The following is a 22,098-nucleotide window of genomic DNA, read 5'->3' on the forward strand; positions in this document are numbered from 1 at the left end:
CGGTCTTGAAGTCTATTCGCTTAAGGAGGAATCCATGTTTTTCTCATTAAAAAGTCGTCTGATCGCCTTTATCATTGTGCTCTTCGTTCTCTGTTTTGGCGCACTCTCTTTCCTACTTTTTAAGGAATCACGTACTGTAATCCGCTCTTACATTGAATCCTCTGCTCTTGAGAAGATGGAGGAATACGGTTCCTATGTCGATATGGTTCAAATGCAGATCTATGATGTAGCCTCTCTTATTTTCAACAGCGATACCGCCAAGAACTGGGATAACGCAATAAGTGACTCCAACCTTCCTGAAGGGGAAAAGATGCTTGTCAATCTGGCGATGAGCCGTTTTCTGACCCAGGCTACGAACAGCTACACCAGTATCTCCGATGTATCCATCTATCGACGAAATGGACTGAGGATTGGCAGTGAAAATCAAGTAACGACCGACGCTCTCTTTTTGCAGGAATCATGGTACAAAAATTTCTTTATCTCAGAGAATCACTGGCTGCCTGCACATACCGATCAACATGAAAATATAAGGGATCACGGCAACCCGGTAGTTAGTCTGCTAATGCCCATCGGGACCTTTCACCATGCTACAGCCCAAAATGTGATGAAAATTAACGTCAGCGAATCTTACTTTCTGGAACCGCTTAACCGAATCCATCTGGCTGAGAGCAGCACTATTTTTCTACTGGGCCAACAAGGAAGTCCCATTCTTTCCCAACAGGCCAATCAGCTTGGTGCCGAGGCTTTAGCAGAAATCGATCAGATCCGGAACAACTCGCTCAAATCGGGTGTGGTGTACCTGAACAATGATGAAGGACAGCGTGACATTCTGGTATACAAAAAGCTGGGGCGTACGGGCTGGATGCTGGCTGGTCTGGCACCGGAAAAAGAGCTATATTCTTCTCTTCACAAACTTCAGAGTACCATTCTGGTGGTCACCATTGTTCTCATTTTCGTCTCTTTGTTTGCCGCTGCCTGGCTCTCTTATGGCGTCACCAAACCTTTAACACGACTGGTATTGGCCATGAGACAGGTACAGCGCGGCGCATTCGATCAAGCAGAGTCCCTTCTGCCTCCGGACAAAAATGTAAAAAGCGAAGTCAGTTATGTCATCTCCACTTTCCGCTACATGATCAGCCGATTGCGACAGCACATCCAGAACGAATTCGAGCTGAAGCTTCTCCGCCAGCAAGCTGAGTATAAAGCGCTGCTCATGCAGATTAATCCCCATTTTATGTTTAACACGCTGGAACTGGTGAGCAGTCTCGCCATGCAGCGCCGAACGGATGATACAGTTCAGGTCATTGAGGATCTGGGCAAAATGATGCGATTCTCCATGAATACAAGTGACGACAGGGTACAGCTTGCAGAGGAACTGGCTTATATCCGCCACTATATCTCCATTCTGCAAACCCGTTTCGGTCATAAGCTGGACGTTACTCTGACACAGGAAGGCAGGCTGAATTCTCTGGTCATCATTAAATTTATTCTTCAGCCGCTTATCGAGAATGCCGTCAAATACAGCTTCCAGCATCAGACGACGGCAGAGGTACACATCCTGATCTCCAGACGGAATAACCACCTTCATTTCAACATTTCAGACAATGGGCCCGGGATTCCAGCCGAAATCATCCAGAAAATTCATGATCCTGTTGAAGCATCTCAGCTGGAACCCCTATTGCGAAGCCAAAGCTGGCACATTGGGCTCGGTAATGTAGTTGCACGCTGCCGCTTGCATTACGGAAGTCTGTTTAACATTCAGATCGAGAACGGAGAGCATAACGGCACGTCTATTGAACTGATTCTACCCGCACAGGAGGAATATGATGTACAACGTATTGATCGCAGATGACGAGATCGAGGTTCGCGAAGGACTAAAATTGAAAGTGAACTGGCAAGACATGGGCTTTATCATTTCAGGTGAAGCAGCAAACGGCATCGAAGCGGAAGAGCTTCTGAAAACTGAACATTTTGACTTGTTAATTACAGACATGAACATGCCGGTCATGGATGGCGTCCAATTACTGGACGTTTGCCGAAGCCTTAATCCTTCCATTCAAATTATGATCATCACTGGATATGAAGATTTCCACTATGCCAGAGCAGGTGTGCGCAGCCAGGCCATGGACTATTTGCTGAAGCCTGTAACCCGGGATGAACTGAAAACCACTTTAAATAAAATCAAAGATGAGTTGGATAAAAAGAAACAGCTGCACGGCGATTCCGAAATGATGCAATGGCGTCTCTCCCAGTATTACAAAGAAATGAAGCAACGTTTCCTGCTTGATCTTGTTAGGGGACATCGCCTCCCACCTTCTTCACTGCCAGAACGAATGCGGCTGTTTCATCTGGAATCCTGGCAGGATCACAGCGTCTGTTTCATCACCGCTGGCATGCGAAACTCCGGTATACAGACTGCCTCAGTGGAACGTATTCCCGAAAAGCTCCACCTACCCTTTGAGCTGCTTTGTCACGAAATGGCTCAATCCTATCCAGATAACGTGCAAGTGTTCCATGACGGAGCCCACCCTGGAATCATGCATTTCATAACATTGGAAGGTATTCAGCACGAATTTGCTCAGCAGATCACAGCACAGACCCGCTCTATCTTAACGATAGATGTACAAGTTGGATTGGGATTGTCCGTGTCTGGGTTTGAGCGCTGGAAAGAAGGCTATATTCATTCCCTCTTGGCTTGGAACTCTGCTGGGCGCAAAGGTGCACAGGACCGTGTGCCCGTAGTAGATCATAGTCCATTACTGCCTGAGGAAACCAGTCGCATGCTGCATCGTTGCCTCATTCGTGGAGAGCTGGATTCCTTCCGCACCGTGATTCGAAAGGAGCTTACTGACTCATTTCGGATATCCACTTCCCATATGATCCGAAGCCTTTTTCAAATTTCATTATTGTTCGAACAGGAATCCTCGTGGATTTCCCCGGAATGGGTGCTTTGGCTAAAGACTCCAGATCAGGCAGAACTGCTGCTGATGCATTGGGCGGAAGATTTTGTGAATCAACAGCAGCCATCCGAGGTTGGAGAAGATACGGTTATTGAATCGGCCAAACGATATATTGAGGAAAATTACATGCTGGAACTGACATTAACTTCGTTAGCTGACCATTATAACTACAACTCTACCTATTTTTCAGAGATATTCAAAGAAGCTGCCGGCATCTCTTTTATTCAATATGTAACCGAGGTGCGAATGAAACATGCCATACGTTTACTGAGGGAAACCCAACTAACCGTCTGGGATGTTACAGAGCTGACAGGCTTCCGTTCCCCAAGCTATTTCAGTTCAAAATTCAAAAAAATGTTCAACATAAGTCCTTCAGATTATCGTTTGCTGCATTCCGAAAAAATTGATAATCATGATCCGAAGAAATGAGATTCCGGCTTCTCCTCCTCCCCGGTATGATGAATTTACCAAGAGAATCACCGCAAATATTGTAAGCGGATTCAATTCCGCGGTGATCACGAATTCACATCCAATCCTGAAGGGAGGCCTATGATGAGAAAGCTGTCCAAGCCGTTATACGGCCAGCAGAATATGACTGCCTATTTGTTTCTGCTGCCCTGGCTCATCGGACTTTTCTGTCTGACACTCGGACCGATGGTTGCGTCGCTCTACCTGTCCTTGACTAAATTTAATTTGTTATCATCACCCACGTGGACGGGGCTTAGCAACTATGTCCAGATTTTTACCGAAGACGATACCTTTCGCAGATCTTTGGGGCTAACATTTTATTATGTATTTCTATCCGTTCCGCTCAGGCTTGCCTTCGCCCTGCTTGTAGCAATGGCGCTGAACAAAGGGATTCGGGGACTCGGCTTATACCGAACCGTGTATTACATCCCTTCCCTATTGGGAGGCAGCGTCGCTATTGCGATCGTCTGGCGTCAGATTTTCGAAGGAAGTGGCTTGGTCAATCAGTTTCTGAGTTGGTTCGGAATCACCGGACCCGCCTGGATTGCACATCCCGATTATGTGGTCTATACGATCATCACACTCTCTGTATGGCAGTTCGGTTCGGCCATGGTTATCTTCCTGGCTGGCCTAAAGCAAATTCCAGCCGATTTATATGAAGCTTCGGACGTCGACGGGGCCGGAAAGGTACGCCAATTCTTCGGCATCACACTTCCGATGCTCTCGCCTGTTATTTTTTTCAACCTGATCATGAGCATGATCAATTCGTTTCAAGCCTTTACACCCGCTTATGTGATCGGGGATGGACGCGGAGGTCCGCTCGACGCCACAATGTTCTATACCTTGTACCTGTATCTGAAAGGCTTCTCGTTCTTTGATATGGGTTATGCTTCTGCCCTGGCGTGGATCATGCTGGTCATTATCGGGGTATTCACCGCAATCGTCTTTCTCACCTCGAAATTCTGGGTGTTCTACGGCGACAATCAGGAAGGGAGATAGTACACATGCCACTAAAGCGACGTTTGGTTCAAGCCGGGAGGCATGCCGCCATTATCCTCTTCGGTCTGCTGATGTTGTATCCGGTGTTATGGTTAATTCTCAGTTCGTTTAAACCAAATCATCTCATCTTCACGAATAGTAGCCTGATTCCAACCAGCTTTACTCTTGAACATTTTGTGAATGGCTGGAAAGGATTGCAAGGGGTGTCGTTTGGCCGCTTCTTCGGCAACTCGGCGTTGATCTCGGTCATGAGTGTGTTGGGAAATGTGATTTCTTGTTCCTTTGCAGCCTACGCTTTTTCCAGATTGAAGTTCAAGTTCAAAGGCCTGTGGTTCAGCATTATGCTGGTCACAATCATGCTTCCTTACCATGTAACCCTGGTACCTCAGTACATTCTGTATAACGAGCTGCATTGGATTAATACGTATTTCCCGCTCATTCTGCCCAAGTGGCTGGCACAGGATTCCTTCTTCATTCTGCTCATGGTTCAATTCATCCGTGGTATCCCACGGGAGCTGGACGAGAGTGCAACTATTGACGGTTGCGGGCAATCGCAGATTTTTTTCAGAATCGTGGTGCCTCTTCTCGTTCCTGCCCTGATCACAACAGCGATCTTCACCTTCATCTGGAGCTGGGATGACTTCTTTAGTCAGATGATCTACCTGAGCAAAATTGATCTGTTTACCGTACAGCTTGGGATTCGGTCGTTATTCGATCCATCGGGACAATCGGATTGGGGCGCACTGCTCGCCATGTCCACGCTGTCTCTGCTGCCTGTGACCATTATCTTTCTGGTATTTCAGCGTTATTTTCTAGAGGGAATTGCAACGACTGGGCTGAAGTGATTACGAAATTACGAAAATACCTGTCCAGACGCAATACGTGTACAACAGATATTATGTTTTTCATTATCCATCGTCAGGGGGATTTCTCATGTTCAAACGATTAATGATCACTGTTATAGCTTCGCTCCTGTTATTGGTAACTGCCTGCTCTGGAACGGATCATACCGGCGCTGATGAGCAAAAAGGAACGGAAACCGCGGAAGACGGGCAAGTCGAATTGCGCATGATGTGGTGGGGCGATCAAAAACGGGCAGATATTACGAATGAAGCCCTGAAGGTTTTTCAGGAGAAACATCCGAATATTAAAATTGTAGGTGAATTTGCGCCTTCCTCCGGATATTTTGACAAGTTGAATACACAGCTCGCGTCAGGCACAGCACCGGATATTTTCTTCCTTGGAGGTAACGTGGTTGACTACGCCAAGAAGGATGTGCTTTTGAACCTGGACCCTTATGTCGGTAGTGAACTGAATCTGGATGGCATGGATGCCACCATGGTTGAGTATGGGCGTCTTGATGGAAAGTTGCAGCATATTTCCGCGGGTGCGAATGCACGGGGCATTGTCGTCAATCAGGCGCTGTTCGATCAAGCGGGAATCCCTTTGCCAGCTTCGGATTGGACTTGGAAAGATTATGCTGCAATCAGCAAGGAGCTGTCCGACAAGCTCGGCAAGGGCTTTTATGGAACCTATAATTTCACGGTTGACGGTATGGACATCTTTTTGAAACAACGCGGCAAACAGCTATATGATATGAAGAACGGCACGCTCGGATTTGCAAAAGAAGACATTTTGGAATGGTTCATTTACTGGGAGCAGGCTTCCAAATCCGGAGGTGTGGTCACGCCTGAATTGCAGGTTTCCAATCCACCGGATGATACGAGTAAATCCTTGCTTATTACGGGCAAGGCGGCTATGAGCTTGCTTCCTTCGAATCAACTGGCTGCTTTCCAGAGTCTCACGGAAGATAAGTTAATTCTTTTGCCTGTACCACGGGGTCCAAAAGGAACTGGGGTTGTATTTGAATCCAGTCAGGGGTTGTCCGGTTATGCAAATACCAAACATGCAAAAGAAGTCGCGATCCTGATGGATTTCTGGATTAATGATCCGGACGCAGCCAAAATTCTCGGCAACGACCGCGGCGTGCCCGTTACGGAAGCCAACCGCAATCTGCTTCAACAAGAAGCGGGACCTGTCGAGGAGATTGTATATAATTACACCAGCTTTGTATCTGAAGCTACAAAAACGGAGCCTTTTGACGTGAGCTATAATCCTCCGGGATTCGCTGAATTCTCCAAGTTGGCCCAGACAACCAACCAGGAAATCGGCTTTGGCCGAAAAAGTGTGGAGCAAGCCGTGACTGACTTCTATAATGGCACCGTACGAATTTTTGAATCCAATCAATAATTAACCGCTTCAAGGAGGTCAACATGACAGAAGCCCTGCTGAACAAGCTGCGGCAGATCTCGATCCACGATCATGTGCAGCCAGGTAAACCGGAGGATCAAAAGTTAATACAGGAATGGCAGGCGTCGGGTGTTCGATTCGCGGCATCCGGCGGACGTTTGGAAGCGACTTATTATTCCGCATTGGAGAAGTTACTGACTTGCATTGTGCCTCTGAACGGCAGTGAGCCCATTCTTCAGGAAGGTGGCATCTATCTGGGCTGCTGGCTGGAGAGTACGGGCACCATTAATGCGGAGCTGCTGTCACGTCTGATTCCTTCCGTATCGGAAACGACCTATCTAGCTTTTGCCCGACACCAAAGAGAAGATGGATTGCTGCCTTATAAGCTAACGGAGAACGGTCCTTCCTTTCGTCAGATTCAACTCGTTACACCATTGGCACGAAGCGTATGGAACCACTACCAACTTCATGGAAAGAACCGCTCCTTCCTGAAGACCATGTACAAGGCAATGGTACAATACGACGAATGGATTGCAACGTATCGTAATACCCGGGGGAAAGGCTGTGTGGAGGCATTTAGCACCTTTGATACCGGGCATGATCTGTCCCCCCGGTTCTGGCATGTCCCGGATACACCTTATATGAATGATGCTGCGTCCTACCATCCGGACTCTCCGGTCCTGCCTTTTTTGGCACCAGACTTAACCGCCAATATATATTGCCAGCGCATATATTTATCCCAAATGGCTGAGGAACTTGGGGAGTCTAGTGGTGATTGGAAAGCAAAAGCTGAAACTAGTCTCGAAAGTCTCTTCCGCTACTGTTATGACGAAGAGGATATGTTCTTCTACGACCGGGATCGCAACGACGAATTCGTCAGGGTACAGTCCGATGTGCTACTGCGTGTGATGGCCTGCGAGGTGGGCGACCGTGAATTGTTTGATAACATGCTGCGCAGGTATTTGCTGAACACAAGCAAGTTTTTCGCCAAATACCCGTTTACCTCCATGTCGATGGATGATCCAAGGTTCGATCCGTTCTCCTCTTATAACAGTTGGGGTGGAGCATCCAATTTCCTGAGTCTGATCCGTGCACCACATGCATTTGAATATCACCATCGCTATGTGGAATTGACCTGGGTGCTGCAACCCATCTTGTCGTCCCTTTCCAAAGCAACGCGCTTTCCGCAGGCTTTAAGTCCATGGACCGGGGAGGAAGGTTTTACCGAAACCTATTCCCCCTCCATTCTTTGCCTGCTTGATTATGTGGAACGGTTATGCGGCATCATGCCGGTTGGATCGGATCAACTGTGGTTTACCGGTCTTCTCCCCATCGACATGGATCATGGCGAAGAAGTAGCTGGTCATACGGCGTACAGCCGCACGATGAATGGACTGCATTTTGAATTGGTGAACACGCCAGAACGGGTAACGGTATATCAGGATGGTAAGGTTTTTATGGAAGGACCAGCGGGAATTCGATTCATTACGGATCGTAGTGGACATTTGGAAGGCATCATCGGAATGAGCGTGCGCACGATTGAAGGTGAACTGATCTATCGAGGAAAATGCATTCCGTTTCGAATCAAAGGAAATGAACTCCAGCGATATATTGAGGGAAACTTGAAAACAGAACGGGATATTGGCATCATCTATCCTTCTTATTGCTAGTGGGTTAAAAAAGTATCCTTTCTTCAGGAGCATTAATCAGGCCCATTGGCCGATATAGAGTTGCAACAGCAAAAGCGCAAGTAGCAGGAGGAAATCCCCTGTACTTGCGCTTTTACAATTTAATATCGTATGGACTGTCCACGACGGATGAAGAGAAGTTAACTTTTGAAGACTCCCTTTATTTATACGAGAAAGCCAACATTTTCTTATGCTTTCCGCTCCCACGCAGGGTGGCGATAGAACTCAATCGTATCTATATAGTTCACCGTGTACTTCTGTTCAACATCCGACAGCTCCAGCAGCTTTCTGTCCATTTGTTTCAAACCCATGACCACATCATGTCGGAGAAGGTCCATTGCGATTTTGCCTACAAAGCCGCCTTCCATCTCTTTATGTTTATTGCGAAATTCTTCATTATAGATCAGTTCCGGTGTAAACGATGCTTCAACAAATGCGTTAACAAGCGTAAGTTCATTACCCTCCATCTGTACCGCGATATAATAGTTGCCACGTTCATCCCGAATGAGGTCTTTATACATTTCCACGTCCATCTGAATCACTCCCTATATCTTAAGTTGTACCTTATCATGAGTAACATGGGCGCCATTTCGCTCACCTCTTGCCCTCGTCCATTCATATAGTAGGTATAAATGGCGAACGGAGGATTGCTTATGAATTGGCACCAACTTCATACAGGAAAAACACTTCAGCAGCGTCTGGCCGAGTTCCAGGGACATCTGGCAGAACTGAATGCTCCATTGTCTGGTCTGGAACCTGGAATAATTAGAAAAGTATATCCGCGCAATTTCATCAAAGTTAATCGGCAGTTATTTATTCCACTCAGCTTGTTTTCCATTCGTGTATTTGATGTACCACGAGCACGGCGAGGCATACGGGTAGGCATCCGCACGGTATTCCCATCTCGAAATGCATTTAACAATATCCGACTTGTTGGTGTTGGACTGGATTACATTGAGCTGCAGGGAAAGGGTAAATTCTCCTCACGTATTCTCTTTCCGCTAACTCAGGTCGAATCGATCTATCGCCCAACGAATAAAAAGAAGAAATAATGAGACCAGACTTCGCTGAATTCATATCTGTCTGTACTTGCAATCTTGATTAAAGAACGATCCATACCCTGGATCTATCCCATGTCATGATATGCATATTTCTCTTCCCTAGTATAACTCATAGGTGCATTAGTCTGCTCGGATATTGTGCCATAGCAAAAAGCGGTGAGCACAGGATCCTTCTGTGTCTCACCGCGTAGATGCCTATCAATGATTGAAATCAGGAACGTATCACTCAGATACCTGTCCACACATCTTTGGCATAACGACCTTCCTGCTGCAAACGTTCTAACCACGCATCGGCTTGCTCCGTGGAGTTGCCGCTGACATCAGAGTACGCTTTCTTGAGTGTTGCTTCAACATCAGGTGCCATCTTGCTGCCATCGCCGCAAACATACAGATGTCCACCCTGCTCAAGCAGAGGAATCAATTTGTGGGTATCATCTCTCATTAGATGCTGCACGTAACATTTCTCTTCCCCGTCCACACGGGAGAAAGCGGTATGAAGCTGGACAAGCCCCTCTTGTTCGGCTGTTTCGAGTTCATTTTTATACAAATAGTCATGTTCAGGGTTGCGACATCCAAAATACAGATGGGCCTCGCCAACCTGCTGACCTTTTTCCTTCAATACACGTCTTGCCTGCAGGAAACCACGGAATGGAGCTACGCCCGTCCCCGGACCAACCATAATAATTGGAGCCTCTGCATTTTCTGGTAGTTCGAACCCGGACTCAGGCGTACGTATGAACATGACTACCTCTTCACCCGGCTTCAAGTTGGCTAGATAGTTAGACGCTATACCTTTATATTCTCCCTGACCACTCCACGCCGGAGCACGCACTACGCTGACGGTAATGCTGGCCTGCTCAGGTTGCACTCGTGGTGAGCTGGAGATTGAATAATATCGGGCTTTCAGGGAAGGCAGCAGTTCCAAGAACCGTTCGAAAGGCAGCTCACATGCTTCGTATTTCACCAAATAATCCAGCATGGATATACGTTTCTTACGTACTTCTTCCATGTATACAGACTCATCAAGAAGCGCTTCGAGCTCCTTCTTATGCGGTGGACATACCGTGTACGCCGCGAGTTCCCTCAGTTGGGCCCGAGTTGCCGCTTCCTGAAGCTCCACACTGTGACTGAGCAGATCGACCAGATTAACCGGTTGGTGCAATGGCAGATGAGCTGCGCTGCGACCAGAGGCATCCAGAACCAGATGTTCCGTACCTGTAAATCCATATCGTTTCAGTACTCGTTCTACGAGCTCAGACGGGTTTTGCGGTAAAATGCCCAGGTGGTCGCCTTCCTTATAGGTTGCGCCTTCAGGCAGTTTAATCTCCAGATGACGTGTGCTTCGTTCACTGCCCGCATCATGAAGTTCCCGATTCTCAAGCACTTCAGCAACATGTGCATCATACGTATCCGCGAGCGGCGTTACTGCCAGTCCGCTGACAAACTGTACTGACAAGGAACTGCGCTCACTACCTGAGCTTGTGTTCAACTTGAGGCCCAGAGTTCGTGCCAGATCCGGCCATAGTTGCTCAGTCCAGTCTCCAACCTGTTTCTCAAAGTCCCCGCTGGCATCACTTTCTCCGATGGGTGATAACCGTTCTGCTCCTTTAGAAGATAACTGCTCATCAATCAAACGTGGGATACGCTGGTACGTGCTGGCCCAGTTGTGATCCCCACATCCGAGAACAGAGAATCGAACGCCTTGGAATTCCCCTGCATCCGCATGTTCAATCCATTCAACAAAATCCTTGGCATTGCTTGGTGGCTGACCATTGTAGGATGCACTCACAATGATGACGACGCCTTCCTTCGGAAGTTTACCTACACGATCATCCAGGGTAGCCACCTCGCTGCGGAAGCCCTGATATCTTGCGGTATCTGCGATTTCACGCGCAATACCTTCCGCAGTCCCGAGATTGGATCCATACAGGACGAGCATCGGGGTGTGATGGGCATTTGCTGTATCCTGCTCTTGTCGTTTGGCAACCGGAGTCGGTTCCTCCACGGCAACACCCGGCACAGCCATGACCGGTTGCCCCCCGCGTGCACGAACACGAATCGTGAAGTTATCGGGTTTGAGCGTCAACGTTTCTTTCACTTTCAACTGATAGTCCGCATGATCGATGAATTCAAAATGCTTCAGGACCATACCTAGCACAAGCGTTGCTTCCTGAAGGGCGAACTGCTGGCCAATGCAGGCCCGCTGACCATTACCAAACGGTTTATAGGCATCATGTGGCACCTTGCTCGGATCTTCGAACCGTTCTGGACGGAATGCCTCGACGTCTTCGCCCCATGCTTCTTTGTCCCGGTGCAGCTTGGGAATAAGTACACTGACACTATCCCCTTTTTGCAAAGGATATTTCCCGTCCAGAACAAGGTCTTTCTTCGCGTATAAGGAGAATGCTGGAGCCGTAGGCCACAACCGTAATGCTTCGTTCAAAACCATGCGAACATATTTCAGATTGCGGACCTGATTGTATGTTGGAACCGGATCTTTTAGAATCTGATCTGCTTCAGCTTGAGCCTTGGCAAGTGTATCCGGATTTTTCATTAAATAATAGATGGCAAAGGACAACAAGCCACTCGTCGTCTCATGTCCAGCAATCAGGAAGGTGATGATCTGGTAACGGATATTTTCATCGTCCAGCGTTTCCCCGGTTTCCGGGTCCTTGCCACTAAGCATGTGGGATAACAGATCGTCCGCCCCTTCCTGGGGCTGCTCCTTACGCTCCGCAATAATATGATCCACTAGTGAGTACATCGAACGGATATCCTGCTCAAACTGTTTCTTTTTGGTGATCATCAGCTTGTCTTGCAGACGCAAACGCTGCAACGAACTCATCGATTCGTCCAACGCTCGAACCATACTGGTAATGAAGGGATGCGGTTCTTCCCGGTAAAAGCTGTTAAATCGGTAGTTGAATCCGCACAATCCAATCGTATCCAGGGTGAGACGAGTCATATCATCAGGTACGTTAACCGTCTCATCCGGGTTTAATCTGGACCACTTCTGCACGAGCTGTACAGCGAGATCAATCATTTTGTTGTGATATCCCTGCATCGCACGCTGGCTAAAGCTGGGCAGCAACACATTGTGAGCTTTTTTCCAATTCGGTTCTTGAGTCCAACTCGTAAACAGGCCATCTCCGGCAAATGCACGTACCTTCTCCAGCGGTGCCCATACACGTTTATCGAATTTGGATTCGTCGGTAACCTCAGCTACCAGTTTATGACCTGAAATATACAATTCACTTCGGCCAGGATAATCCATTCGAAAAATGGGGCCATACTCTTCAGCGAGCTTCACTAGGGATTGTACAGGCTCATCGGTGTTTAACTGTGGTAAGTTTCCTAAAGGTCCAAAAGTTTTGGGTTGGGGAACTGAAATTTGCGCCATAATACTCACTCCTCTTCCAAGTGTTACGTTCGACTAAAAAATAATACCTTCGTTCAACTACGACTTCAGATCAACAGACACGACTACATTTTCTGCAAATTTTCATATTTCATCCAGATAACCTGAAAATCATACCGGAACCAACTGACCAAAATGGTATATTGGTCAGTTTAGATTAAAAAAAATGGGCTCCTTCGTTATCTTTCTTTTACCCTAACATTTCCAGTCCTAATCTTCAACAGTCTCAAAGTCTTAGGACCAATGGGTATCCATCCGAATTGGCATGAGTAAATTTCCCCTTTGGTCCATTAAAATAGAGAATATTTTGCTCTGAACGAACACTAGAATTTTGAAGATACACAGTTCGCTCAAACTCAAACTAGGCCTGTCTCAGCAAATCCCGAATCGCGGACTCCATCTCTTTCGGTGTAACCGTAGTCTCATATCGACCACTCACTTCCCCTGTTCGATCAATCAGAAACTTGGTGAAATTCCATTTGATCCCGTCTCCCCGGTATAATTCGGGATGTTTCTCCTTGAGGAACTGATTCATCCACCGACCTTCTTCCGATTCCATATCATAACCCTCAAATGGGACTGTTTCGACCAGATCGCGAAACAAAGGATGTATGAATGGTCCGGTAACCTCGATCTTCTCAAAAATCGGAAAGGAAATATGAAAATGATTTCTGCAATACTGAGCTATCTCATCATTACTGCCCGGTTCCTTGTGATTAAACTGATCACAGGGAAACGCCAGGATCTCCAGCCCTTGATCACGATACTGCTCATACAAGTGCTGAAGCTCCGTAAATTGTCGAGAGTAACTGCACTTGCTGGCTGTATTCACAATAAGCAGTACTTTCCCCCTCAAAACAGATAAATCACCCGTACCTCCATCCATGAATGGAACCGGATAGTTAAATATACTCATTCATAACGCCTCCTTGGTCGTTTCTCACATGAACCCTCTCTTGAAATGGATTATACACCGCTTCTATTGATAGGTTAAATATATAACTATTATAATATTAATAGTTTTTATCTATAAACTATCTTGTCTGCTGCCATATGATTGAATGGCTCATTATGCTTTTCATAATAGAAATACTAAACATAGAAAAAACTGCCCTTCGCAGACAACAAGCTGCTTTTGGACAGTCATTCGTTAAGGTTGTGCATTTCGAAATGTAGCTAACCCATAATAAGACCATATACAATCCCCGGCCCATGAACACCAATCGTCAAATCATTTTCAATATCAGAAGAACGACTAGGACCGGAAATAAAATGTATGCCTGCCGGAAGATTCTCTCTTCCCGCTTCATCGAATCGATCAAGCGTTTCACCAAGTCTGGTGTAGAGCCGTTCAACTGGAATAATAATGATGAGTACGGTGGGCAATAGACTCACTGAGCGTCCCTTTTCTGGCGAAGAAAGCACAGTGACGGAACCCGTATATGCTGTGGCATAATCCGCCATTACTACACCGATATCTGCCTCGGCTGCCCGTGCCTTCCAGTTCTCCTCTGCTTGGCTGTTCCATACAGAAATCTGCACATCGGGAAGTTGCTCTTCCAATCCAAGATCCGTCAGTGCCTGTTCATTCTGACGTATGATATATTTCGCACTCAATTCATGAGATTTATTAGCGATAAAGTCTGAAGCTTCGCCAATGTCTCTTACCCGCGCAATATGAGCCCCTACACTCACAAAATTATCGGTGAATGCCTGTATGCGCTTATCTATGTCCCACTCCAAATCCGTCCAGAATGCGGGTGCACCTCGAAAAGGTTGAGTCGGAGCATGTGTCTGCCGTGGTCTTCTCAATTTGGACGCAATGTCATTCATAAAGTGCTCCTGCTTCGCACGAGACTTTTTCTCCAATTGCTCTAGCCATTCCTGATGTTCAGTGTTCATGTTGACCACCGCCCCCCTCGCGCTCACGCAGAATCTGTTCCATTCGATCCCGAACGGAAGAATCCATCTCTTTTTTATCTTGATTCAGCTCTTGATCCAGCTTGTTCCATTGCTGCCGGAAGGAACGCTTCGCGAGGCTTGGCGCAACCCGATAGCTGTTCCAGCCTTTGAGGGGCCCAAGTTTAAGTGAAATTCCGTTATTCCGTACAACGGCTTTCTGACCAATCTGTCCGAGACGTATAGCCGCTCCGAATCGTTTAGAATTGGATACAACCGCTGCAAAACCTTTCATACCAGCGCTCTCAAGTTTATTGCCATGGCCCTCTTCCACCTTGCGTCTGCGTAAATATACGAGCATATCATGCAGCGGAATTTTGACCGGACAGGCTTCATAACAGGCTCCGCACAGACTGGAAGCACCCGCGATGTCGTTCCATTCATCGATATTGCCATTCAGTGCAGGTGTAAGTACCGCTCCAATCGGTCCACTGTAGGTTCCACCATAGGCATGCCCGCCGATATGACGATATACCGGACAAGCGTTCAGACATGCACCACAGCGAATACAGTTCAACAGCTCCTGAAACTCGGGATCACCCAACTGAAGTGAACGTCCATTATCCACGATAATAATGTGCATTTCATCTGGCCCGTCCCCGTCTTCTGTTCGGCGAGGGCCGGTTATGCCTGACATATACATCGTCAATTTTTGACCTGTCGCGGAGCGTGGCAGTAAGGTTGCCATCACCTCCAGATCCGTCCAGGATGGAATGATACGCTCCATGCCCATTAAGGTAATCTGTGTTTTTGGCACGGTGGATACCATGCGGGCATTGCCTTCATTTTCAAATAGGACCATGGAACCCGTCTCCGCAATCGCAAAATTGCAGCCGGTCATGCCTATATCTGCTTCAAGGAACTTCTCACGCAGCTTTTTGCGTACAAATCCGGCAAGTACGGTGGTGTCCGGTTCCAGAATTTCTCCCGCTTCCTTGGATAACAGGTCCGCAATCTGGTATCGGTTCTTGTGAATAGCCGGAATGACGATATGAGATGGGGCTTCACCCGCCAATTGAATGATATATTCGCCCAGATCGGTCTCTATTGCTTCAATACCTGCGGATTCCAATACATGGTTGAGATGCACTTCCTCGGACACCATGGACTTGGATTTTACCACGGTAGAAGCCTGCTTGTGAGCCGCAATATCAAGTGCAATCGCTGCTGCCTCTACCGAAGTATCGGCAAAATGAATATGAACTCCATTGGCACGTGCATTATTGACAAATTCATTCAGGTAATAATCCAGATGTGCGATCGTATGCAGACGAATCTGACGTCCGCGTTCGCGCCATTCTTCCCAGTTGCCATGTTCTTCGGATGCGGACTTCTTGCCATTACGCAATCGTTCTGTCGTAAACTTGACGGCTTTCCGCAGGAAATCATCATTCAAAGCCAATTCTGCACGTTCTTTGACGGTAACATCCATTACACCGGGTTGACTCATCCTGTTTGCACCCCCTCATACAGCAGTTCAGCCAAATGCATCACACGCACTGGTTCGTTCCGATACCGCAGGTTACCTGCGATATTCATTAGACAGGCCATATCCAGTCCTACTAATACTTCAGCTTCCGTCTCTTTGATATGATCTACCTTTTCTGTGACCATGGCCCCAGATATATCCGGCATTTTGATCGCAAAGGTACCCCCAAAGCCGCAGCAGTCCTCTCCGTAAGGAAGGGGAACAAATTCCAAACCTTTTACTGCCGAAAGTAATGCCATAGGCTCATCCTTAACGCCTAACAAACGGCTGCCATGACAGGAGGGGTGGTATGTAACCTTATGCGGAAAATGTGCACCCAAATCCGAGATGCCAAGCACCTGAACGAGAAACTGCGTGAATTCATAGGCTTTGGCTTCCAAACGTTTAGCCTTCTCCAGCCATACAGGTTCATCGACAAACAGCTCGGGATAATGATGAATCATGTACGTACAGGAGCCCGAGGGACAGACGACAAAATCGCTGTCATCAAAGGCTTCCAGAATCGTTTTGGCGGCTACCCGTGTCTCATCCCAATACCCGCTGTTGTAAGAAGGCTGACCGCAGCAGGTCTGCACGGGCGGGAAATCCAACCGAACGCCATGAGCGGCGAGCAATCTCACCATCGCCTCCCCCACGCGGGGATATATGGCATCGCTGAGGCAGGTAATGAATAAGGAGACCTTCATGATTACACGCTCCTATAACTGATGAATTGTTGTTATAACACTTATAAGTATCGAGTACCGTATTGTTTTACACCCTTGTGATTGAGATATCATAGCTGTTCAGTCGTTCTATCAAATCATCACCAAGTGACTGATCCGTGATCACCGCATGAACCGCATTTAACCCGGTTACCCGGGCAAATGCACGAACCCCAAACTTGCTCGTATCTGCAAGCAAAATGACCTGGTCGGATATACCGACCATTTTCTGCTTCAACCGTGCCTGAAGCTCATTGGATTCACTGATTCCGCCGCCTTCCAGATGCACACCTTTACAAGACAGGAACAATTTATCGACATGATATGTCTCCAGAGAACGTTCGGCGAGCGGTCCAACAAAAGACAGAGATCGTTGGGCCAACTGGCCACCAGTCGAGATGACCTCAATCTTGTCCCTGCTGCTAAGTTCCGTGGCTACCTGTATGGAGTTGGTCAATACGGTCAATGGCATATCTGGCATATTGGCCGCCATATAACCTGCTGTCGTGCTGGCATCCAGTAGAATTCGATCACCCGGACGAATCATGGATAGAGCAGACAGGGCAATTCTTTTCTTTTCCTCAGCATGTGTTGTCTCCCTTACCCGGTAAGGGATCTCCGGCTGCTCTTCCTTCACGCTGACAGCGCCACCATGGGAACGGCGCAGTCGCCCTGCTTGCTCCAGCCGGTCGAGATCACGCCGAATGGTCTCTTCTGTTACCCGGCAGTGCTCACTAAGTTCGGATACACGCATACTGCCCTTAACATTAACCATCTCCACAATTCGGTCATAGCGCTCTGCTGCCAGCATGTTACACCTCGCTTCCAGCCTGTGATTTGGGCGAAGCCGTCAACCTTAGGAATCTACCGTAGGCCTCTTCCCAGATTGGTCTGTCCTTTGGCTCATAATCGGTAACTGGGAATGAATCACGTATGACCTTGCGGGCTTCCCATATATCCTTAAAGGCTCCGCTTGCCATCCACTGTACAGCCATGTTCCCGATCGCACTACCTTCTGCTGGCCCCGCCCATACCGGTTTGCCAATGGAATTGGCTGTCCACTGACATAACAGTCGATTCTGAATGCCACCACCGACCATATGCAATCCATTAAAAGACTGTCTGGACAGTTGTTCTGTCCATTCCAGCACTCGCCGATACTTTAATGCAAGGCTCTCCAAAATAGAACGGGCAATGGCCCCCTGGTCTTGCGGCTCAGCCTGCCATGTATCACGGCAATATTGTTGTATGCGAGAGGTCATATCCCCTGCTGGCATAAACCGATCATCATCGGGATCAAACAGGCTCGCAAATGGAGAAGCAAGTTCCGCCCTGCTTAGTAACTCCGCATAGCTGATTCCCTGTCCCTTCCGTTCCCATTCACGCATGCATTCCTGCAAAATCCACAGGCCCATGATGTTCTTAAGCAAACGGAACGTGCCTCCTGCCCCGCCCTCATTCGTAAAATTGAGCGCCAAACTCTCGGAACTGATGGCGGGGTGATCAATCTCCGTGCCCATTAGTGACCAGGTTCCGCAGCTTAGGTAGGCAAATGAACGCTCTGTTGCCGGAACAGCCACAACCGCCGAACCTGTGTCATGCTCTGCAACCGCAATAACGGGAATGGCAGATAAGCCAAGATCACTGCAAATGCTGCTGCGCAGCTGCCCCACTCGAGTGCCTGGCATGACTGCTTCTCCGAACAGCGTCTCTGAAATACCAATATGTGCAAGCAGTTCACCGTCCCAATGCCCTATGGTTGGATTGTACAGCTGTGTTGTGGTGGCGTTGGTAAACTCATTCACCGCTTCACCGGTTAGAAAGTAACGAAGCAGATCAGGGATCATGAGGAAACGCTCCGCTTCGTTAAGCAGTGGGGAGCCACTTCGCTTAAGCATAGCCAACTGATACAGAGTGTTAAAGCTAAGAAACTGGATGCCTGTGCGTTCGAAAATTCGCTGAGAGGTCAATTCCTTACGCACCTGATCCATCATGCCGTTAAACTGTGCATCACGGTAATGATATGGATTGCCCAACAATTCACCATGACTTCCAACCAGTCCAAAATCAACCGCCCAGGAATCAATCCCCAGACTTTCAGGCTGCTCCCCCTTTTGTTTAACAAGGTTCAGCCCTTCCAGCAATTCATGGTGCAGCCTCAATATATCCCAGTGCAGCCGCTCCCCCACTTTTACCGGCTCATTCTTGAACCGATGGATCTCCAACGTTTCCATTCCCCGATCATTCAGATGACCCAGCAGTGCTCTCCCGCTTCCAGCACCCAAATCATACGCCAGCACACTCACCGCTCTTCACCAGCCCTTCATCCCATACTATATTTCGCCCTTGAACATTTCTTGATTTCAATGATGACTGCTCTGTACTTTATTCTTTATTTTTTGTTTGTTTATTTTTGTTTTATACTGTTTAGCTTTATTTTACGAGTATATCATCAATGTAAGCGTTTGAATACCCTGTGATTGGTTTCTTTTACTCATACCAAAAACGACTCTCTCCACTCGGGAGGAGCCGCCTTCCTGTTATTTCACGTATAAAAGCTGTTTTTGTTAACACCGGACTGAGGCTGAACATCTCTTTCAAAATGCTTAAACCTTGTCCCCTGATATGTCAGCATGCCTCGGTCATGTTCCACAAGCATACCGTAGTCACTCCCACCTACGTTCAGTTCTACCCGTTCACCGTTGTCCAGCTCAAATGTAATGTAATAGTAAGTTGAAGCACTGCTGTCCCCTGATCCTCCACTAACTCTCGTTCGCTTTGCCACAATCGTTGAATGCAAGGTTAACAGCGCTGAAGCATTATTCGATGACCATGTGCGTACCCCTGAAATAATGGCATAAACAATGACACCAGCAATGATGAGAAAAATGCCACCGATAAAAATGGATCCAAACGCACTCATTGCACCAATCTCATTGAATCCAGCAAAAAAACCACTCTGATTGCCCTCAAATCCCGGAACATCATTCATGTCATCAAAAATACCGAAACCATCCATGCTTAACCAGCCCAGTGATGAAGATATGCTCAATGACGTCATTCATCATCGTTCCCTTCTCCCTGCAAATTAAGATGCACCGCCCCCCTGCCAAGGAGACGGTGCACGTAGACAACCCTACAAGCCTTGTCCGTATACTATATGAACCTGATTACAAATACAGACGTTCAAGTTCATCGACCAGACTGCCAACATAGGCAACAGCAGCACGAATCGGCTCAGGTCCAGACATGTCTACACCCGCAAGCTTCATCAGCTCTTGCGGATCAAGGCCTCCTCCCGCTTTCAATGCATCAAGCCAGCGATCTACGGCAGGCTGTCCCTCTTCCCGAATCAGCTGTGCAGCAGCGGTAGATGCCGTCAGACCTGCTGCATAGGTATATGGATACAATCCCATATAATAATGAGGCTGTCTCATCCAGGTCAGTTTCGCCCCTTCGTCAATAACTAGATCAGGCCCCCAGAACTCGGAGAGGATATTGCCTTTCAACTGACTTAACGTCTTCGCAGTAATAGGTTCATCTTTGGTTGCAAGTGCGTACACCTGACGCTGCAATTCACCCTCAAGCAGATGCGTAACAAAGTTATGGTAGTACGTATTGAGCAATTGCAAAATGACCCAACGACGCATTCTCGGATTATCAGAACGTTTCAACAAATGATCTGCCAGCAGCATTTCATTCATCGTTGAAGGCGCCTCTATGAAGTAGAGAGACGGTCGTGTATTCGTAAGACGTTGGTAATGCCCGGCAAGCATGAAATGTCCGGCATGTCCAACTTCATGGGCAAGTGTAAACGCTCCGCGCATATTGTTTGCCCATGAGATGAGGATATAGGAATGAGAACCATATATAGACGAACAAAAAGCTCCTGTCGATTTGCCCGCATTATCAGCGTAATCTACCCACCGCTCACTAAATGCACGTTCCACAATGTCGCCATATTCCGGTCCCATCACCGCAAGAGCTTCACGAATGAGTGTGCAGGCTTCCTCATATGTAATGGCAGGGCTGAATTCAGGGTCCAGTGGTGCTTTCAGATCACAGAACATCAGCTTGTCCAGGCCTAGCTCACGTTTCTTGAGAGCTGCCAGTCTGCGCATATGAGGTGCAAGTTCCTTCTGGATGATATCCAGTACATTGTTGTACATGTCTTTGCTCACCTGCTGCGGGCTGAGCAACATATCCGTAACATCATCATATCCACGCAGCCTGGACATAACGACCTGTTTCTTCACTTCGGTGGCGTAACCTTCAGCGAACATATTTTTGTAATCGCTCAGTTTGGAGCTGAACGCGGCATACGCAGAGCGGCGCAGCTTCGTATCCGAAGACATTTCATAATTGTTCTCATAAAATGACCAGGAAAGCGGACGATTATTGTCATCACTGTCAAGTGCATCGTCAAACGTCATGTCTGCCAGTTTGCCGCGCAGATAGATCCGGTATGGTGAGTCCAGCACTTCCCCAAGGGAAGCGAGTACCTTCTCCGTTTCGGGCGAGAGACGATGTGCTTTTTCCTGAATTAGACGATCCAGACTTCGAGCATACGGCTGCAAACCCGGAAGTTCTTCAATATAACGTTTAATCGTTCCATCGGGAAGATTCACGATCTCGGAATTAACAAAAGACAAGGACGACGACAAATTCGATAAAATATCTCCTGCCTTGGCTGAATTCTCAATATTCACGGGATTGGTACTGTCCTCCGACTGTTTAAGTCGGGCATATGAAGCTGTTTTTCCAATCCGTTCATGAAGTGCTTCACGGGCATCCAGACAGGCCAGCAGCTGCTCAGCGCCTTCGCCCAGATGTCCTTTGAATGTTTCGATATGAGCAGCAGCTTCAGTCAATGATCTAAGCTCCTGCTCCCACTCTTCGTCAGTCCCAAACAAGTCTCGCAAGTCCCAGGTAGTCTCTTGGCTTACTTCATCGCGTGTACGTATTTTTTCCATCGTTAAATGTCCTCCTCCTTGCATTTCCAATATCTCTCATCGTATCATATTCGGAGCATTTATGCCTTACATATCCTAAAATGAGCCTTTTGGTACAAGGGATTCACAACCATGTTGGAAAATTTAGTT

General features: G+C 47.6%; 17 protein-coding genes. 7 read left to right on the top strand and 10 right to left on the bottom strand.

The window, feature by feature from the left end; translation table 11 throughout:
* The first annotated feature begins 34 nt into the window (after positions 1-34).
* From ACR1R9_RS14780 to ACR1R9_RS14805, 6 genes are all read left to right on the top strand, one after another.
* Complete coding sequence (locus ACR1R9_RS14780) at positions 35-1,852, top strand: cache domain-containing sensor histidine kinase (RefSeq protein WP_433923306.1); 1,818 nt, start codon at positions 35-37, stop codon at positions 1,850-1,852.
* On the top strand, positions 1,824-3,389 hold the full coding sequence (locus ACR1R9_RS14785; RefSeq protein ID WP_433923305.1) for a response regulator transcription factor: 1,566 nt from the start codon (positions 1,824-1,826) through the stop codon (positions 3,387-3,389). The genes ACR1R9_RS14780 and ACR1R9_RS14785 overlap by 29 nt, the downstream gene beginning before the upstream one ends.
* Before the next feature lie 123 nt (positions 3,390-3,512).
* Positions 3,513-4,427, top strand: a complete 915-nt coding sequence (locus tag ACR1R9_RS14790; protein ID WP_099852891.1) for a carbohydrate ABC transporter permease — start codon at positions 3,513-3,515, stop codon at positions 4,425-4,427.
* Positions 4,428-4,432: 5 nt separating this feature from the next.
* Positions 4,433-5,272 (top strand): carbohydrate ABC transporter permease, encoded by an 840-nt coding sequence (locus tag ACR1R9_RS14795; protein ID WP_175381246.1) that lies wholly within the window; start codon positions 4,433-4,435, stop codon positions 5,270-5,272.
* 88 nt (positions 5,273-5,360) lie between these two features.
* Complete coding sequence (locus ACR1R9_RS14800) at positions 5,361-6,677, top strand: ABC transporter substrate-binding protein (protein ID WP_433923304.1); 1,317 nt, start codon at positions 5,361-5,363, stop codon at positions 6,675-6,677.
* Positions 6,678-6,700: 23 nt separating this feature from the next.
* On the top strand, positions 6,701-8,347 hold the full coding sequence (locus ACR1R9_RS14805) for an MGH1-like glycoside hydrolase domain-containing protein (RefSeq protein ID WP_433923303.1): 1,647 nt from the start codon (positions 6,701-6,703) through the stop codon (positions 8,345-8,347).
* Positions 8,348-8,553: 206 nt separating this feature from the next.
* On the opposite strand, the gene ACR1R9_RS14810 is transcribed toward ACR1R9_RS14805, so the two are convergent.
* Positions 8,554-8,898 carry a hypothetical protein gene (locus tag ACR1R9_RS14810; RefSeq protein ID WP_076289685.1) on the bottom strand — a complete coding sequence of 115 codons (345 nt, stop codon included), beginning with the start codon at positions 8,896-8,898 and terminating at the stop codon, positions 8,554-8,556.
* Positions 8,899-9,018: 120 nt separating this feature from the next.
* Between ACR1R9_RS14810 and ACR1R9_RS14815 the strand changes: the two genes are divergently transcribed.
* A complete protein-coding gene (locus ACR1R9_RS14815; protein WP_090896607.1) occupies positions 9,019-9,417 on the top strand; it encodes a hypothetical protein in 399 nt (132 codons plus the stop codon).
* 235 nt (positions 9,418-9,652) lie between these two features.
* Here ACR1R9_RS14815 and ACR1R9_RS14820 read toward each other — a convergent pair whose 3' ends face one another.
* From ACR1R9_RS14820 to pepF, 9 genes are all read right to left on the bottom strand, one after another.
* A complete protein-coding gene (locus ACR1R9_RS14820) occupies positions 9,653-12,826 on the bottom strand; it encodes a bifunctional cytochrome P450/NADPH--P450 reductase (RefSeq protein ID WP_433923302.1) in 3,174 nt (1,057 codons plus the stop codon).
* A 379-nt stretch (positions 12,827-13,205) separates the two neighbouring features.
* Positions 13,206-13,760, bottom strand: a complete 555-nt coding sequence (locus tag ACR1R9_RS14825) for a glutathione peroxidase (RefSeq protein WP_433923301.1) — start codon at positions 13,758-13,760, stop codon at positions 13,206-13,208.
* Positions 13,761-14,020: 260 nt separating this feature from the next.
* Positions 14,021-14,746: a LutC/YkgG family protein gene (locus ACR1R9_RS14830; RefSeq protein ID WP_076289681.1), complete on the bottom strand. Its 726-nt coding sequence runs from the start codon at positions 14,744-14,746 to the stop codon at positions 14,021-14,023.
* The gene (locus tag ACR1R9_RS14835; protein ID WP_099852906.1) at positions 14,736-16,253 is read right to left on the bottom strand and encodes a LutB/LldF family L-lactate oxidation iron-sulfur protein; all 1,518 of its coding nucleotides are present in this window, start codon (positions 16,251-16,253) and stop codon (positions 14,736-14,738) included. The genes ACR1R9_RS14830 and ACR1R9_RS14835 overlap by 11 nt, the downstream gene beginning before the upstream one ends.
* Entirely contained in the window at positions 16,250-16,978 is a 729-nt protein-coding gene (locus ACR1R9_RS14840; RefSeq protein ID WP_433923300.1) for a (Fe-S)-binding protein, read from the bottom strand. The genes ACR1R9_RS14835 and ACR1R9_RS14840 overlap by 4 nt, the downstream gene beginning before the upstream one ends.
* A 67-nt stretch (positions 16,979-17,045) precedes the next feature.
* Positions 17,046-17,807, bottom strand: coding sequence for a DeoR/GlpR family DNA-binding transcription regulator (locus ACR1R9_RS14845; protein WP_076289679.1), 762 nt, complete (start codon positions 17,805-17,807; stop codon positions 17,046-17,048).
* 1 nt (position 17,808) lies between these two features.
* On the bottom strand, positions 17,809-19,302 hold the full coding sequence (locus tag ACR1R9_RS14850) for a rhamnulokinase (RefSeq protein WP_433923299.1): 1,494 nt from the start codon (positions 19,300-19,302) through the stop codon (positions 17,809-17,811).
* A 239-nt stretch (positions 19,303-19,541) separates the two neighbouring features.
* Positions 19,542-20,057: a DUF2500 domain-containing protein gene (locus ACR1R9_RS14855; RefSeq protein ID WP_246317977.1), complete on the bottom strand. Its 516-nt coding sequence runs from the start codon at positions 20,055-20,057 to the stop codon at positions 19,542-19,544.
* 109 nt (positions 20,058-20,166) lie between these two features.
* The gene (gene pepF / locus ACR1R9_RS14860; protein WP_433923298.1) at positions 20,167-21,969 is read right to left on the bottom strand and encodes an oligoendopeptidase F; all 1,803 of its coding nucleotides are present in this window, start codon (positions 21,967-21,969) and stop codon (positions 20,167-20,169) included.
* Positions 21,970-22,098: the final 129 nt, after the last annotated feature.

The sequence above is a fragment of the Paenibacillus taichungensis genome (genome assembly GCF_050994985.1).
GTDB classification, from domain to species: Bacteria; Bacillota; Bacilli; order Paenibacillales; family Paenibacillaceae; genus Paenibacillus; species Paenibacillus taichungensis.